The organism is Clostridium facile (assembly GCF_014297275.1).
In the GTDB taxonomy this organism is placed as follows: domain Bacteria; phylum Bacillota; class Clostridia; order Oscillospirales; family Ruminococcaceae; genus Massilioclostridium; species Massilioclostridium facile.
On the sequence record NZ_JACOQK010000001.1, the window covers coordinates 201,244 to 217,227 of the forward strand.

Sequence of the window (15,984 nt, forward strand, 5' to 3'; positions counted from 1 at the left end):
GGAAGGCATATATGGATCAACCGCAGGTTATTCAACTGCATGTATGTGTAGAAGAGATTATTTTTAAAAATGAGGATACTGGTTTTTGTGTGTTGGAAGCTAGTACAGATACCGAATTAATCACAGTGGTGGGTGAGTTGGCATCGGTGGAACAGGGGGAAGAGCTTCTGTTGACCGGATGGTATACAACTCACCCTAATTTTGGTTTGCAATTTAAAGTTCAACTATTTGAACGGAAGTTACCTACTACTGTACGGGCAATTAAAAAGTTTTTGGGTTCCGGAGCTATCAAAGGGATTGGTCCTGCTATTGCCCAAAGGATCGTAGACCAGTTTGGGGAAGATACCCTTCAGATTATTGAGGCGACACCAGAACGATTGACGGAAGTAAAGGGAATTTCTCCAAAAAAAGCAAAGGAATTATCCGGCGAGTTTGAACAACTTTTTGGCGTACGGAAGGTAATGCTGTTTTTGGAGCGGTTTGGCATGAAACCTTCTGAGAGTGTGCGGGTATGGAGCAAATGGGGACCTATGGCCATTGAAGTACTGCAAAATAACCCTTATAACCTCTGTCTGGAGGAAATTGGGCTGCCTTTTGGGTCAGTAGACCAGATCGCGCAACAATTATCTATTCCACAAAATGACGCTAACAGGATTAAATCAGGGATAGATTATGTACTCCGCCACAATGCCAGGGAAAATGGGCACACTTGTGTACCCAAGGAAAGTTTGATTGGTGTTTGTGCCAATCTGTTGGGATTGGACCGATACGAAATAGAAGACACTTTGGATCAGCAGATTGAGCTGCACCGGTATTTTACTATGGAACGGGGTAAAACATTTGTGTTTTTGCCGGTATTTTATTTGGCAGAACAATATATTGCTACCCGCATCTATGAAATGCTGGAAAAGGAACCAGAAGATGTGGAATCTCTGGAAGCGGTGATTGACTTGGAAGAAGAGGCTTGTGGGTTACAATATGCCCCTTTACAGCGGAAAGCAATACGGGAAGCAATTGCCAATGATATTTTTATTTTAACTGGTGGTCCTGGTACAGGAAAAACGACGATTTTAAACGCGGTTATTTCCATTTTGGAGCAGCAGGGATATCATGTGGGAATTTGTGCCCCTACAGGGAGGGCAGCCAAACGGCTTTCCGAGGTGACAGGACAAAACGCAACTACAATCCACCGTATGTTGGGAGTTCAGATGCAGCGGGGGGAACAGCAGGAGTTTGTCCATCATGAACATAACCCTTTAAAATATGACGCTATTATTGTGGATGAGATGTCCATGGTGGATAGCCTATTGTTTTGTTCCTTGCTCAAGGCAGCAAAACGGGGATGTAAGGTCATTTTAACTGGGGATGGAAACCAGCTTCCCTCTGTTTCTGCCGGCAATGTGCTAAAGGATTTGATTTCTAGCGATTGTATTCCTGTTGTGGAATTAAAGGATATTTTCCGCCAGTCTGCCCAAAGCTTGATTATTACCAACGCCCATGCCATTGTCCATGGGGAACTTCCGGAGTTAGAACATACAGATAATGATTTTTTCTTTTTGGGGCGTCCTAATTTGGAAACAACAGCGAAAACCATTGGGGATTTATGTGCGGTACGGCTGCCAAAAAGCTATCAGTATTCCCCGTTTGATGACATCCAGGTCATCTGCCCTTCCAGAAAAACAATCATTGGTACTGTGGAGTTAAATAAGCTGATACAAAGCAGGATTAATCCAGCGGAAAAAGGAAAACAGGAGTTTTCGTTTGGATTGTATACCTTCCGGGAATATGACAAGGTGATGCAAGTCCGAAACAATTATGATATTCGATGGAAAAAAGATGGAGAAGAAGGGCAAGGCATCTTTAATGGTGACATTGGACGAATTGTGAAGATACAGCGTGGAACAGGTACGTTGACCATTGATTTTGATGGACGATTGGCAACCTATACCTTTGAAATGGCAAGGGAATTGGAACTGGCGTATGCCATTACCATCCACAAAAGCCAGGGGAATGAATTCCGTGCAGTTATTATGCCAATTATGGGTGGACAAAGCGAGTTTTATAATCGCAACCTGTTATATACCGGGATTACCAGAGCGAAAGAGATGTTGATTTTGGTTGGGTCCTCCCGCAGTGTCGCTAATATGACTAATCAGGTAAAAATTAATTACCGTTATACAGGGTTAAAGTATTTTTTACAACAGAAAGTATTTGGTGAACAAGAATGAGCTGGATGGAATGGATTTATCCCCGTAGATGTATCCTATGTGACAAGGTGATTCCAGAAGGGACATGCTGTATACAATGCGGTGAAAAACAAAAGATATTGCAATTCCAGTATGAGATAATGGATTGTAAATGGATTCAGCAATATACTGCTGTTTACTGGTATGTTGGTCCAATTCGAAAAGCGGTATTGGATTGCAAATTCCACGACCAACTCTACCATAAACGCCAGTTTATAGAATGTATCGTACAAAAGTTGAAATTTACAAATAAAAATTTTGATGGTATCCTGGCTATTCCTTCCTATCGTGGGAATCATAATGATGTGAACTTATCTCACTTATTGGCGAAAGGGATATCACGCCAATTAAAAATACCCTATTTGTCAAAAGCTTTGATAAAAGTAAAACAAACTCAAAAACAGCATGATCTTCCCTATGAACAAAGGCGGCGTAATTTGTTGAACTGTTTTCAGGCAGATCAGCAGATGGTACAAGGAAAACATATTTTATTGGTAGATGATATCATTACAACAGGTTCTACTTTAGCGGAGTGCGCCAAAGTATTATACCAAAGTGGCGCAAGCTCTGTTTTTTCAGCAGTATTTGCTGCCACTCCACCGAAAAATTACAATATCATGAACTTATTGGAAGAATAGTTGAAAAAATGCTGGTATTTGTTATAATAATAAGTAGTATACTGCTCAGAGGAGAGAAATTAAATGGCAACTTGTGATATTGGTATTGACTTAGGGACTTCTTCGGTTATTATTGCGATTAATGGAAAAATTGTATTGGACGAGCCAGCTGTAGTAGCTGTGAATATGGATACGGATGAACTTAAGGCAGTGGGCAGATATGCCTTTGATATGATTGGTAGGACACCAGAAAATATTATTGCAACCCATCCTATTGTGAATGGAGTCATTTCGGATTACCGTTTAAACGAAATTATGATTCAGGAATTTTTAAAAAAAGTAAGCAACGCTATGTTGATGAAGCCTCGTGTTGTCATCAGTGTCCACTCTTTAATTACGGATGTAGAACGCCGTGCAGTAGTGGATGCTGCTGTTGCGGCAGGTGCCCGCCAGGTGCATTTAATTGATGAACCAATTGCCGCTGCATTAGGGGCAGGGATTGACATCTCCCAACCAAATGGATGGATGATTGTGGATATTGGTGGTGGGACTACGGATGCTGCTGTAATCTCTTTAAATGGTATTGTAAAAAGTGAATCCATCAAAACAGGTGGTTCCAATATGGATGAAGGCATTATCAAGTATATTTTAATGAAGCATAAACTTCATATTGGGCAGAGGATGGCGGAACAGATCAAAATAGAAATTGGTACTGCACTCGATCCACAACCAGGTATTTCTGCTACTGTAAAAGGAAGGAATGCCTATAATGGCCTTCCACAAATGGTGACTGTAACACAAGAAGAAATTTATGAGGCAATTCATGATAATTTGGATAGAATTGTCCAAGCTGTAAAAGATGTACTAGAACAAACCCCTCCTGAACTCATTGGGGATGTGCATACCAATGGCATCATTTTGGCAGGCGGTGGTGCTTTGATGGCAAATATGTCCGAGCTATTAGAAGCGGAAACGGGAATTCACACAAGTTTAGCGGAAGAACCTTTAGAGTGTGTGGCAAAAGGGACTACTATGGCATTTAAAATGATGGATGAGTTCCAGGATGGCTTTGTAACAGCGGTTACCCATAAGCATTAATCATAATAAAAACGGATGGGGAGTACCTGTCCGTTTTTTGTTTTAATAGAGCGATGGAGGAAATTTTAATGCGATATCAAATGAAACTATTTTCTGAACCATTTGACACCATTGTACAGGGAAGAAAAACAATTGAAGTACGGTGTTATGATGAAAAAAGGAAACAATTAAAACCAGGGGACGAAATTCAGTTTTTAAAGCTTCCAGATCAAAAAGAATCCATTACAGTAAAGGTAACGGAATTGTATTTATGTAATACATTTCAGGAATTATACCAAAAATTTAATCCTGTTGAGTTTGGATGTGAAGGTCAAACACTAGAACAGATGTTAAGAGAAATTAGGGAGATTTATACAGAAGAACAAGAAAAGCAGGGAGTTTTGGGAATACGAATTCAACCCCTTTGAATTTAATGTCAGTTAGCTTGTACAACAATAGGTTGTACAAGCTTTTTTGTTGTGAAAATTACAGATATCGTTTATAGGAGTGTACCGAAAAAATACTACAACTACATGTATATCAGATTTTTAGTTCTATTTGATGGACAACCAGCATACAAATAGGACAAACAGGTAAAGGAGGTAAAAAATGCAAGAATTTCAACAGGCTTTAGACGGTTTAAGCAGGGAGACTGCTTCGGTCATCCTACGGGAAACGCCAGAACGTTTAAGGGATTCCATCCGGGAAATTCGCCTGCGTTCTGGAAGACCAATCTGTTTGGTGACATCGGAAGGTGATTATTTTTTAAAGCATACCATTTGGCAAGGAGAGTTGTTTGAATGTTTCCGCGCTTTGTGTGGATATTCTGTACATAGCCATGAGGAGGAAATACGGCAAGGATATTTGACTATCCGAGGAGGACACCGGGCAGGATTGTGTGGGACAGCTGTGTACGCTAAGGGAGAAGTAGTGAACATCCGCAATATCAGTTCCATTAATTTAAGGATTGCCCGCCAAGTCTTTGGAGTAGCGGACCAATTCATAAAACAATTACATGGACAACCTGAACGGAGCATAATAGTGGGAGCTCCAGGCAGTGGAAAAACTACACTATTAAAAGATTTAGTACGCCAAGTATCTAAAACAAAAAAAGTAGTTGTTGTGGATAGCCGGGGAGAAATTGCTGCTTGTTCCAATGGGGTGCCACAAAATGATTTGGGGTATGCGGATATATTAGATGGATGGAAAAAATCAGATGGTATGATGAATGCTATCCGTACAATGGGCCCAGAAATTATCGTATGTGACGAAATTGGGGACCAACAGGACGCAGTTGCGGTGGAGGCCTGTTTGAATGCAGGGGTATCTGTTATTGCAACCGCCCATGCAGGAAGCTTAGAGGAGTTATCTAAGAGAAAACATATCATGGACATGTTATCTTTAAATGCGTTTGACCAGATTGTTTTGTTAGAAGGGAAACAATCTCCATGTAATATTCATGCAATTGTGAAAGCAGGTGAATTTAATGCATCTTATCGGAGTGTTATTGATTGCAATCTGCCCAGCGCTAATTGGTAATTATTTTGCAAAGCTACTTTCTTACCGAAGGATTGCTTTAGCGCAATCAGTAGAACTGGTGGAATGTATGAAAGCGGAAATCCGATATTCTGGAAAAGAAATTCAGCAGATGATCCATGAATTCGGCAAATCTTCCCAATTTCAACAGCTTCCCTTTTTAAAAGAATGTGACCAAAAGATGGATCAAGGGGAACCATTTCCATCTGCTTGGAAAACAGCGTTAGAACAATCGAACCAGCATTTTCAACAGCAGGATTTGGAACAAATAGCTTCATTGGGGAGAATACTTGGTGCTTCCGATGTAGAAGGGCAATTGAGTTCGTTAGAATTAATCAGCCAAAATTTACAACATTATTTACAGCAATCTGAAGAATTTGCCCATTCTAAAGGGAAATTATACCGTTCACTAGGAATTTTAACGGGAATTGCGGTTGCGATTTTGGTTGTGTAACGGGGGAAAATCATGGATGTGGATTTAATCTTTAAAATTGCGGCAATTGGGATTATTGTGGCTGTATTAAACCAGGTGCTCATCCGCTCGGGAAGGGAAGAACAAGGGATGATGACAACATTAGCGGGACTAATTGTAGTGTTGATGATGATTATTAATGAAGTAAGCAACCTGTTTGATACGGTAAAATCCCTATTTGGATTATATTAGGAGAAGCTTATGCTTTTTTCAGTAGTGGGGATTGCGTTGGTAACAACCTGTATTTGCGTATTATTAAAACAATGGAACCCGGAGATTTCTATGATGGCTGCTTTATTATGTGGCATTTTAATTTTTGGGATTATCCTAGTGAATTTAACACCAGTTTTGGATACCATAGGAAAACTGGTTGCGGGGGTTGAGTTTGATAGCGGGTATTTATCCGTAGTATTAAAATCGTTGGGAATTTGCTATGTGACCCAATTGGCTGCCGATACCTGCCGTGATAGTGGCTATAGTTCGATTGCTTCCAAAGTAGAGCTTGCAGGAAAAGTTTCGGTTATCGTAATTGCAATGCCGTTATTTACAAATTTAGTACAGCTTTCTGTTGGATTGATTCAATTGGGGTCATAACGGAATCAGTAAGGATAAGGACAAAAAATGAAAAAGATCATTCAAATTATGATAATGGTAGTGATGTGCTGTTTTATTTTGACCGTTCCAGCATCGGCGGAAACAGAGGAACTATTACAGGAGCAGTATGATGCGGCGCAAACACAGGAATTGATGGATCACCTTCCCGAAGGGGTAGAAGAACAACTAGAAGAAAATGGAATTGATTCTCCGTCTTCCGAAAACCTTTTTAATTTTAATATTGGAGATTTTTTTAAAAATTTATGGGATACCGTTGTAGACACAGTGACAAAGCCACTTCATCTTCTGGCATTATGCTTTGGGATTATGTTGTTGTGTGCCCTTTTGCAAACCATGCAAAGTACTGTGGAAAGCTCGGTTTCTCAGGTGTTCACTATGGTGTCTATTTTGGCTATTTCTGGAGTATTGATGGTACCAATGGCAAACTGTATCCAGTATGGGGTAGAAACCATTAAGGGAGCAAGTAATTTCCTGCTTTGTTTTATCCCTGTGTTTACCGGTATTGTTACTGCGGCTGGCGCGCCAATTTCTGGCTTGGGATACCATACCGCATTATTCAGTGCAATTCAATTTATTTCTGCAGCAGTATCCTATATTGTGGTACCGTTTTTAGGAATTTTTTTGGCGCTGTCAGTCATGTCATCCTTAAGCGGGCATACGTATTTTACCAAATTAACTAGCTCAGTCAAAAAGCTAGTGATTTGGGGGATTACATTGCTCCTTACTATATTTACAGCAATCTTTTCCGCTCAGGCAATGGTATCTTCTGCGGCGGATGGTGTAACAGCGAAGACAGCTAAATTTATGGTGAGCAGCTTTGTTCCTGTTGTAGGGAGCGCTTTAAGTGACGCTTTGATTTCCGTGAAAGGTTGCTTGGGGCTGGTAAAATCCTCTGTAGGGTCTTTTGGAGTAATTGCTTGTATTTTAACTTTTTTGCCCCCTATTTTAACCGTTTTATTTTATATGGCAGCGGTAAAGGTTTCCTCAGCAGCAGGGCAGGTATTACAATTAAAAAATTTAGAGGGGATTTTTCAGGCAGTTTATGATACGTTGAGCATTGTCCTTGCATTGTTAATCAGTTTTTCTGTATTAACCATTGTGTGTACCGCTTTAATGGTGGTGATGGGGAATGGAGGTGTTACCTCATGAATGGATTACAGGAATGGGCAATGACAATTTGTATTACACTGGCAGGTGCGGCACTTTTTTCTATGCTGGCTCCGAATTCCGGTATGAAAAAGGTAGCTACCTTTTCCATTAACCTTTTTTTACTAACCAGCTTGATTTCTCCAATTATTACAAGCCCCCCTGAGTTTAATTTTTCAGTAATTTCGGAACAGCCAGAAGAAAATGAGGAATTAAATCAGCTCATTGATCAACATGTGGACCGGCAAGCAGAAATCATGCTAGAACAAAACTGTAAACAACTTTTTGAGGAAAATGGTACTAAAATTGACCAGATAAAAATAAGTATAAATAGGACAGAGGAAATACCGTCAGTAGAGGTTTCCGTTTGGGCAGACAGTTCATTACAATCGAAGCGGATGGAGATGGAACAATTGATACAAAATCAGCTTGGTGTGGTTCCACAGATTATTTATACTGACTAATGGGAGATTCTTTCGATGGAACAAAAAATAAATTTGAAACAAATGGTTGACCGTTTGCTTCAGGGGAAAAAAACTTCAAAAATAATATTTATTATTGGAATTATTGGAATTTTATTGATATTCCTTTCCAGTGTAATCCCACATAAAACAAATAATTCTTCGGCAACTTCCACTCAGGAGACAATTACCTCAGAAGAATATACTTCTAATTTGGAAACCAAATTAACAGAGTTGGCGGAGGGGATTAATGGGGTTGGAAAAGCAAAGGTAATGGTAACGCTGGAAAATGGCATTGAATATGTATATGCGAACTCCCAGAAAAAATCCAACGACAATACTCAGGATTTTGACGAAGGGGCAAACAAAAAATCAACCGATAAAAATACATTAGAACAAGATGTAACTGTGATAGATGGAAAAGATGGGAAACAGGCACTGGTCGTAACCGAGTTAGAACCTACAGTGAAAGGAGTTGTGGTAGTATGTGAAGGCGGAGGGGATATCAAAGTAGTTGAGAATCTTACAAATGCTGTAACAACTGCACTGAATATTAGCTCCACACGGGTTTCGGTGATACAATCAGCAACAATATCTTAAGGGGGAAAAATCATGAAATTACATGCAATTATTGGGAAAAAACAGATTGTTCTGGCATCGCTGGTTTTAATATTAGGGATTGCGGTCTATTTAAACTGGCAGTTTGCTAATAGCGACCAATCACTTACCGTAACAGATGTATTAAATGGAAATACTTCACAAACAAATTATGGGGAAGCGGAACTGGTAGATGCCAAAACATCAGATAGCAATTATTTTGAGAAGGCACGCTTAGAAAAACAAAAAACCAGAGATGAAGCTTCCGAAAATTTAAAAAAATTATTGGAAAAAGATGATTTGTCCAGTGAGGAAAAAGCAACTGCTACTAATGAAGCACTAAGTATTGCGAAGTTAATGGAAAGTGAGACTACGATAGAAAATTTAGTAAAAGCGAAGGGATTTGAAGACTGCATCGCTTATGTAGATAATGAAAAAGCGAATGTAGTAGTAAAAATAACCGATATGACTGCGGAACAAGCGGCGCAAATCAAAGATATTATTTTATCTGAGACCAATGTAGATGTTTCCAATATTACAGTTACACCAGTACAATAAAAAAGAGCCTTAATCTTTCTTAAATTTGATCGGAAGATTAAGGCTATTTTTACATTTTATATAAATAAAATAATCTATTATTAGTTTTAACCAATATTTTTTTGTTATATCTGTACTAATCGTGGAAAAACAACTTTAACAATTGACTTTTATTATATTAACGACTAAAATATGGTATATGGCGAAGCATTATGTGTAAGATTATGAAAAGGAATTTATTTCTTTTTGTAATAGTTCACATGATGTTTGCTAAATTTATTTTTATAAGGAGAAATGGCCATGAGAAAAAGAAACCGTGTTGTTGCATGGATTGTTGCGTTGGCTTTACTGGTAACCATGATGGTACCTTCTTTGGCAGTAAGCGCAGCAGAACCAGATACAACAATACAAAATCTGATGGTAGACAACGTTACCAATCCAATTGGTATCGACAACAAGACCCCATATTTTTCTTGGAATATGCAGTCCTCTGTTGTAGGTCAAAAACAAACAGCTTACCAGATTGTTGTTGAAAAATGGAATACAGTAAACGACAAAGCTGAAAAAACTGTTTGGGACACCGGCAAAGTTTCAAGCGATGTTTCGATTGATATCGCTTATGCTGGTGAGGCTTTGCAATCTTCTTCTACTTACCATTGGCATGTTACTGTTTGGGACAAAGATGATAAATCTGTTGTTTCTGACGCAGCAACATTTGAAATGGGATTATTAGAAGAAAATGCTTTTGATGATGTACATTGGATCCGTATGCCAAAAGCTGGCGACCCTGATCCAGACGCTCCAGAACAAGTTGCGGATACAAGCGTGTACACCATTGAATCCAACTTTAAATTCAACGACGCAGTAGGATTTGTGTTTGCTGGAACAGACAAAACACATTTCTATATGTGGCAGTTGAATAATAATATGGAAAACGGTGTGGAAGGCTCTTATATCAGACCTCATGTTTGGAATGGCGGCGGCGCACTGTTTAATCCTGAAAATGTTGGCAATTTTAATGGTTACAAATTAGATCAGGATTTAGTAAATGGTCAAACCTACAACTTTAAATTAGTAGTAGATACTGAAAATAAAACAGTTACTACTTATTTAGATGGACAAGAAGTAAATAAAATGAACACTGGAGATGCTAATTTATCTTATGGTAAATTGGGCTTCCGTCAAGCTACTAATCCTGCTCAGGGCTTTGTGGAAGAAGCTTGGATTGACGATTTAAAGGCAACTGCTAAAGATGGAACAATTTTGTTTTACCAAGACTTTAGTTTGGCTTCTGATACACAGTTTGACGGTGGTGAAGTAGTAGACGGTCAGCTGCACGTTAAATGTGAAGATGACAATGTGCAATCCGACAAAGTTTTCTTTGAAAAAGATACAGAAAACTATTACCGTTTTGATGTAGATTTTACCATTAATTCTGGTAAAGCTGGCATTATGTATGGTTCTAATGCGGCAGGCAGCGTTTATTATTATTCTCAAATAAATCCATCTTACACTGGAACCTTAAATGGTGTTAATTACAATAATGAACCAGCAGTTGTACAAAACTTTAAAGATGGAAGTGCTGCTGCTTATGGTTTTGATGGTGGTAAAATTACCAATGTAGCTCAGGATGATTTTATTGGAAAACAACATCATGTAACTGTTATTGCAAACTATGGTAAACAGGTTTGGATTTATGTAGATGGTGTAGAAGCAAAATACCATGACCGCTTGGAAGATTTCTCTTTTGACGGAAAAATCGGTTTTACAAGTGATGCAGATGATGATGTTACCTATGATAATGTTTGTGTAAAAATTGATGGACAGCCTCAAGTTTTGACAGACTTTAGCACAGAAGAAAATATCTTTGATAATGGTACTGTTAAAGATGGAACCTTGAATGTAGCTGGCGCTACCAACGCTTTCTTAACTGGTACATTGACAGGGACAGAACCTGTAGAACCAGAACCAGCTGAACCAGTTCACTTTACCTATGAAGCGGATTTAACTATTACTGGTGATGCTGCTGGCTTGGTATTTTCTGGTACTGATAGTAATAACTTCTATATGTGGCAGTTAAATGGTGTTGACCATGATGGTCAATTATACCTGCGTCCACATATTTGGGCAAATGGTACACCAAACTACAATGGTTATGAAGTAGATATCAGCCAATATTTTGATTTCGCAACCGAAATTCAAAATAAACAAATCCATGTGAAATTGGATGTTACAAATGATGCAGTAGTTACTTACATTAACGATGTAAAAGTAAATACATTTGATTTAACCGGAAAACCAGGTACAATGGTTGACGGTTGTGTTGGATTCAGATCCGGTGCAAAAGGAGAAACATTTAAAGCAGATAACCTGAAAGTGGTTTCCTATGATGCCGAAGGAACTGAAACCGTAAAATACGATTATAACTTCGACGATGGCATTAACCCATTTGGCGGTTCCGCTGGACAGGCTAGCAGCAGCCAGATTGTAGATGGCCAATTTGTTGTAGCAGAAAACGCTGGCGTACTGATGACAAAAGATTTGTCTAAACTGGGTATGCCAATGTTCCGTAAATCTTTTGACACTGCTGCTGAAAAAGAAGTAGTTAGCGCAAAAGTTTATGCATCTTCTTTAGGTGTATATGATTTATATGTAAACGGCGAACGTGTTGGTTATACCAATGCTGACGGCGAAAAAATGTATGATGAAATGAAACCAGGCTGGACCGACTACAATGAACGTATTCTGTACTATAGCCATGATATTACTGATTTAGTAAAACAACATGGTTCCAATGTTATTTTGGCAACAATGGGTAGTGGCTGGTGGACTGGTAGGGTTTCCTATGGTACTTATGGCTATAAAGATATGGCGTTTATGGCAAAAACCATTATCACTTATAGCGATGGTTCCCAAGAAGTAATTAACACAGATAGTTCCTGGAAAACAAGCAAAAACGGTGTAATCCGTGAAGCTGATATCTGGGATGGCGAAACTTATGACGCAAATTATCCAAGTCCAGCTGAAATTTCCACCAGCGATTATGTAGAAGACGAATCCTGGCAGAAACCAAGCTACAGCACAGACTTTAGAGGTATTATTTCTGCTCAAACCGGACAAACAATTCAGGTTCGGAAAGAATTAGAACGCACCTCTGCAAAAACAACTGTATATGAAGGTACAGTAGATAATGGCAGTGATTATGGCAAAATTAACGTTGTAAAAGACGATTACGCTGCAAATGATAAAATTGAACTGAAAAAAGGTCAGACCGCTATTTTTGATTTAGGTCAAAATATGGTAGGTTGGCCAAATATCAATATTACAGCTCCTCAAGGAACCGAAGTTGTGATGCATTTTGCTGAAATGCTGAATGACAGTGGTGAAAAATCCAGAGGTAATGATGGCCCAGAAGGCGGTTTATATACAGCAAACTACCGTTCTGCAAAAGCAACTGGTACTTACATTGCAAAAGGTGATACAAATGAAAGTTACCGTTCTACCTTTACTTTCTACGGATTCCGCTATGTATCCGTTACAGCAACACAAGATATTACAATTAATAGCTTTGTAGCAGAAGTAGTAGGTTCTGCAATTCCTGAAACAGGTACTTTGGAAACTTCTGATGCTTCTGTTAACCAATTAATCAGTAATGTTCTTTGGGGACAGAGAAGTAACTATCTCAGCGTTCCAACAGACTGTCCACAACGTGATGAAAAACTTGGTTGGTCCGGCGATACTCAGATCTTTGTTGGAGCAGCTTCTTACAATGCAAACGTTGCAGGTTTCTTCCATAAATGGGCTTATGATGCTCAGGATAGCCAACAAGGTGGCGCTTATACAGATACCATTCCACGTTCTGCAGCAGTAGGAGCTGGTAACGCTGCTTGGGGCGACGCTGGTATTATTGTACCTTATACTATGTACAAAATGTACGGCGATACTTTGATGATTGAAAAAATGTATGATTCTATGACAGAATACATGCAGTGGCTGGAAGCAAGAGGATACATTGGTGCTGGCACAGGTTATGGTGACTGGTTGGCATATGAATCCAATGAAGGTCCAGTAAGAAATGTAATCGCATGTGCATACTATGCAAACGATACTTTGATGATGGCAGAAATGTGTGATGCTATCGGCAAAACAGATGAAGCTGCTTCTTACCGTCAAAGATATGAAGAAATTAAAGATTACTTCCAGGCAACATTCTTGAATGCTGATGGAACATTAAAAACTGAAAACTCTACTCAAACATGTTATCTGATGGCTTTGAAATCCGACATGTTTGAAACAGAAGAACAAAAACAAGCTGCTGTTGATACTTTAGTTCAGAAAATTAAAGACAATGGCAATAAATTGGGTACTGGTTTCGTAGGTACTGGTGCATTAAACCAGACTTTAAGTGATGTTGGTGAAACCAATATGGCTTATACTCTGTTGTTACAGAGAGAAGATCCTTCTTGGCTCTATTCTGTAGACCAGGGTGCAACAACTATTTGGGAAAGATGGAACTCTTATACCAAAGAAAACGGTTTTGGCGATGTTAGTATGAACTCCTTTAACCATTATTCTTATGGTGCGGTATTAGAATGGATGTATAGTGATATGCTGGGTATTGAAGCGGACATTGATGATCCAGGCTTCAAACACATCATTTTACAACCACAACCAGATACTCGTGAAGATTCTGAAATTCCTGCAAATGAACAGAGAATTACATCTGTAAAAGGTTCTTATGATTCTACATATGGTACAATCAGTGCAGAATGGAACTGGTCTGAAGACGAATTTAACTACACTGCAACAGTACCAGCAAATACTACCGCTACTGTATACTTGCCAACTACAGAAGGTCAGACTGTTACAGTAAACGGTAAAGATGTTGCCGATTTGGATGAAGCAACCGATGGTATCAAATACATCGAAACCACAGATGGTAAAGCTGTATTTGAAGTTGTTTCCGGTACCTTTAACTTTAAATCTTCTTCCACAGAAGAACCAACACCAGGTGATGTTGATAAAACAATCCTGGAAAAAGTAATTGCAAAAGCAACAGAATTAAAAGGTACAGAGGAATACACAAATGCTATTCCATCTGTAAAAGAAAGCTTTGATAAAGCATTAGCAGATGCACAAACTGTTTATGATAATCCAGCGGCGACAGACAAAGAAGTAACCAATGCATGGATGACCTTAATGGATGAAATCCATAAACTGGGCTTCCAGGCAGGGGATAAGACAGCACTGCAAAATCTGTATGATGAAGTAAAGGATACTGACCTGAGCCAATATAAAGATGGAGCAGCAAAAGACAATTTCAAAACAGCATTAAAGAATGCAGAAACTGTATTGGCAGATAGAGATGCAATGCAGAATGAAATTGACAAAGCATATAACGACCTGAAAGCAGCATTTGATGCGTTGGAAAAACTAGCAGATAAGAGCCAGTTAAAAGCATTGTTAGATGAATGTGCAGAATTCAAAGAGGAAAATTACACCCCAGCAACATGGGAAGTATTTGCACCAATTTTGGAAAAAGCACAAGGTGTTTATGACAATGTAGACGCTACTCAGGAAGAAGTTAATGCAGCAGTAGATGAACTGTTAGGTGGTATGTTACAGCTGAGATTTAAAGCTGATACTTCTATCTTAGAAGGATTGGTACAACAAGTAGAAGGTATGGACTTAAGCCAATATACAGATGCTAGCGTTGCAGCATTGAAAGCAGTTTTAGGTGAATCCAAAGCAATGTTAGGCAATGAAAACTTAAGCAAGGATGATCAGCCAGCTGTAGATGCTCAAGTTGAAAAATTGGCACAAGCAATCAATAACTTGGAAGTAAAAGATAACTCTGCTGTAAATAATAGCACAGGTTCTTCTACTCAAACAGGATCTACCACGACTACAAATCAACCAGTTAAAACTGGTGATAGCTCTATTGTATTTGCGTTAGCAGCTACAATGTTAGCAGGTGCTGGTATTATTGTTGCTAAAAAAAGACGTAAATAAGTTCAATAACTGATTACGCTAAATTGCTTCTAAATGAGAAGTAATTGAATAAACGGGAGACACAATTGTGTCTCCCGTTTTGTTATGATTGCTGCCCATAGTTTAAAAAAATTAGTAGAACCAGAGGTGAATAAAAAACTTGGCAAAATGAGAAACTCTAATAGATGAAAAATGCTTTATACTTGAGAATGGAGTAGAAGATTTTAGAAAAGCAATTCAGGAATTTTTGCATACAGTTTTCTTTCCAGAAAAGGGTATGGAAAGAAAAACCATACTGGTTTATCAGTAGAGGAGCAAGCGATGCGATAGTAGTTCTTCGATATTTCTTTCAGCCCTCTCTGAGGTCTGAGTAAACCACTAGTTTACTAGTGATTTTGACTGCCTGTCTAAGCAAAATAAAATACCTGGTTTTACCAGAGATAGAAAGAGAAGTTTTAAGGGAATAACTTTCTAATAGATGGCTTTTGTAGGATAAAAGTATATAGAATAGCAGTCATCAGTTAATCTCATACGGCTGCCGATATCTGATGGAAATTGTTTACGAATAGCAGAATGTATGATGCCATGGTATTTTTTAATACTTTTTCCAGGTCTCTGAGCAAACCATCCATTTATTAGTGATTTAAATTGAAAAATGTTTGGTTTCATTGAAGAATATAGTTTGTAAT

At 38.7% G+C, this 15,984-nt stretch carries 13 protein-coding genes; all 13 read left to right on the top strand.

Annotated elements, in window-relative coordinates:
- The first annotated feature begins 11 nt into the window (after positions 1-11).
- The 13 genes from recD2 to H8Z77_RS00875 all read left to right on the top strand — a co-directional run bounded on the left by recD2 (position 12) and on the right by H8Z77_RS00875 (position 15,316).
- Entirely contained in the window at positions 12-2,228 is a 2,217-nt protein-coding gene (gene recD2 / locus H8Z77_RS00815; protein WP_069988194.1) for an SF1B family DNA helicase RecD2, read from the top strand.
- Entirely contained in the window at positions 2,225-2,884 is a 660-nt protein-coding gene (locus H8Z77_RS00820) for a ComF family protein (RefSeq protein ID WP_069988195.1), read from the top strand. Before recD2 ends, H8Z77_RS00820 begins: the two co-directional genes overlap by 4 nt.
- A gap of 63 nt (positions 2,885-2,947) precedes the next feature.
- The gene (locus H8Z77_RS00825; protein ID WP_186995859.1) at positions 2,948-3,961 is read left to right on the top strand and encodes a rod shape-determining protein; all 1,014 of its coding nucleotides are present in this window, start codon (positions 2,948-2,950) and stop codon (positions 3,959-3,961) included.
- A 68-nt stretch (positions 3,962-4,029) separates the two neighbouring features.
- Complete coding sequence (locus H8Z77_RS00830) at positions 4,030-4,368, top strand: ASCH domain-containing protein (protein ID WP_186995860.1); 339 nt, start codon at positions 4,030-4,032, stop codon at positions 4,366-4,368.
- 181 nt (positions 4,369-4,549) lie between these two features.
- Complete coding sequence (locus H8Z77_RS00835; protein ID WP_186995861.1) at positions 4,550-5,479, top strand: ATPase, T2SS/T4P/T4SS family; 930 nt, start codon at positions 4,550-4,552, stop codon at positions 5,477-5,479.
- Entirely contained in the window at positions 5,427-5,930 is a 504-nt protein-coding gene (locus H8Z77_RS00840; protein WP_186995862.1) for a stage III sporulation protein AB, read from the top strand. The genes H8Z77_RS00835 and H8Z77_RS00840 overlap by 53 nt, the downstream gene beginning before the upstream one ends.
- Before the next feature lie 12 nt (positions 5,931-5,942).
- A complete protein-coding gene (gene spoIIIAC / locus H8Z77_RS00845) occupies positions 5,943-6,140 on the top strand; it encodes a stage III sporulation protein AC (RefSeq protein ID WP_069988200.1) in 198 nt (65 codons plus the stop codon).
- 9 nt (positions 6,141-6,149) lie between these two features.
- The gene (locus H8Z77_RS00850; RefSeq protein ID WP_069988201.1) at positions 6,150-6,542 is read left to right on the top strand and encodes a SpoIIIAC/SpoIIIAD family protein; all 393 of its coding nucleotides are present in this window, start codon (positions 6,150-6,152) and stop codon (positions 6,540-6,542) included.
- Positions 6,543-6,569: 27 nt separating this feature from the next.
- A complete protein-coding gene (locus tag H8Z77_RS00855) occupies positions 6,570-7,712 on the top strand; it encodes a stage III sporulation protein AE (RefSeq protein ID WP_186995863.1) in 1,143 nt (380 codons plus the stop codon).
- Positions 7,709-8,173 (top strand): stage III sporulation protein AF, encoded by a 465-nt coding sequence (locus tag H8Z77_RS00860; RefSeq protein WP_186995864.1) that lies wholly within the window; start codon positions 7,709-7,711, stop codon positions 8,171-8,173. The genes H8Z77_RS00855 and H8Z77_RS00860 overlap by 4 nt, the downstream gene beginning before the upstream one ends.
- Before the next feature lie 15 nt (positions 8,174-8,188).
- Entirely contained in the window at positions 8,189-8,770 is a 582-nt protein-coding gene (locus H8Z77_RS00865; protein WP_186995865.1) for a SpoIIIAG-related protein, read from the top strand.
- Between the two features lie 12 nt (positions 8,771-8,782).
- Positions 8,783-9,325, top strand: a complete 543-nt coding sequence (locus H8Z77_RS00870) for a SpoIIIAH-like family protein (protein ID WP_069988205.1) — start codon at positions 8,783-8,785, stop codon at positions 9,323-9,325.
- A 279-nt stretch (positions 9,326-9,604) separates the two neighbouring features.
- Positions 9,605-15,316, top strand: a complete 5,712-nt coding sequence (locus H8Z77_RS00875) for a family 78 glycoside hydrolase catalytic domain (RefSeq protein ID WP_186995866.1) — start codon at positions 9,605-9,607, stop codon at positions 15,314-15,316.
- Positions 15,317-15,984 lie beyond the last annotated feature (668 nt).

What these genes read in the sequence shown, in the direction of transcription:
- H8Z77_RS00865 (WP_186995865.1), top strand. Translation starts at nt 8,189, where the DNA reads ATGGAACAAAAAATAAATTTGAAACAAATGGTTGACCGTTTGCTTCAG.
- H8Z77_RS00820 (WP_069988195.1), top strand. Translation starts at nt 2,225, where the DNA reads ATGAGCTGGATGGAATGGATTTATCCCCGTAGATGTATCCTATGTGAC.
- H8Z77_RS00855 (WP_186995863.1), top strand. Translation starts at nt 6,570, where the DNA reads ATGAAAAAGATCATTCAAATTATGATAATGGTAGTGATGTGCTGTTTT.
- H8Z77_RS00830 (WP_186995860.1), top strand. Translation starts at nt 4,030, where the DNA reads ATGCGATATCAAATGAAACTATTTTCTGAACCATTTGACACCATTGTA.
- H8Z77_RS00875 (WP_186995866.1), top strand. Translation starts at nt 9,605, where the DNA reads ATGAGAAAAAGAAACCGTGTTGTTGCATGGATTGTTGCGTTGGCTTTA.
- H8Z77_RS00835 (WP_186995861.1), top strand. Translation starts at nt 4,550, where the DNA reads ATGCAAGAATTTCAACAGGCTTTAGACGGTTTAAGCAGGGAGACTGCT.
- H8Z77_RS00850 (WP_069988201.1), top strand. Translation starts at nt 6,150, where the DNA reads ATGCTTTTTTCAGTAGTGGGGATTGCGTTGGTAACAACCTGTATTTGC.
- H8Z77_RS00860 (WP_186995864.1), top strand. Translation starts at nt 7,709, where the DNA reads ATGAATGGATTACAGGAATGGGCAATGACAATTTGTATTACACTGGCA.
- H8Z77_RS00840 (WP_186995862.1), top strand. Translation starts at nt 5,427, where the DNA reads ATGCATCTTATCGGAGTGTTATTGATTGCAATCTGCCCAGCGCTAATT.
- H8Z77_RS00825 (WP_186995859.1), top strand. Translation starts at nt 2,948, where the DNA reads ATGGCAACTTGTGATATTGGTATTGACTTAGGGACTTCTTCGGTTATT.
- recD2 (WP_069988194.1), top strand. Translation starts at nt 12, where the DNA reads ATGGATCAACCGCAGGTTATTCAACTGCATGTATGTGTAGAAGAGATT.
- spoIIIAC (WP_069988200.1), top strand. Translation starts at nt 5,943, where the DNA reads ATGGATGTGGATTTAATCTTTAAAATTGCGGCAATTGGGATTATTGTG.
- H8Z77_RS00870 (WP_069988205.1), top strand. Translation starts at nt 8,783, where the DNA reads ATGAAATTACATGCAATTATTGGGAAAAAACAGATTGTTCTGGCATCG.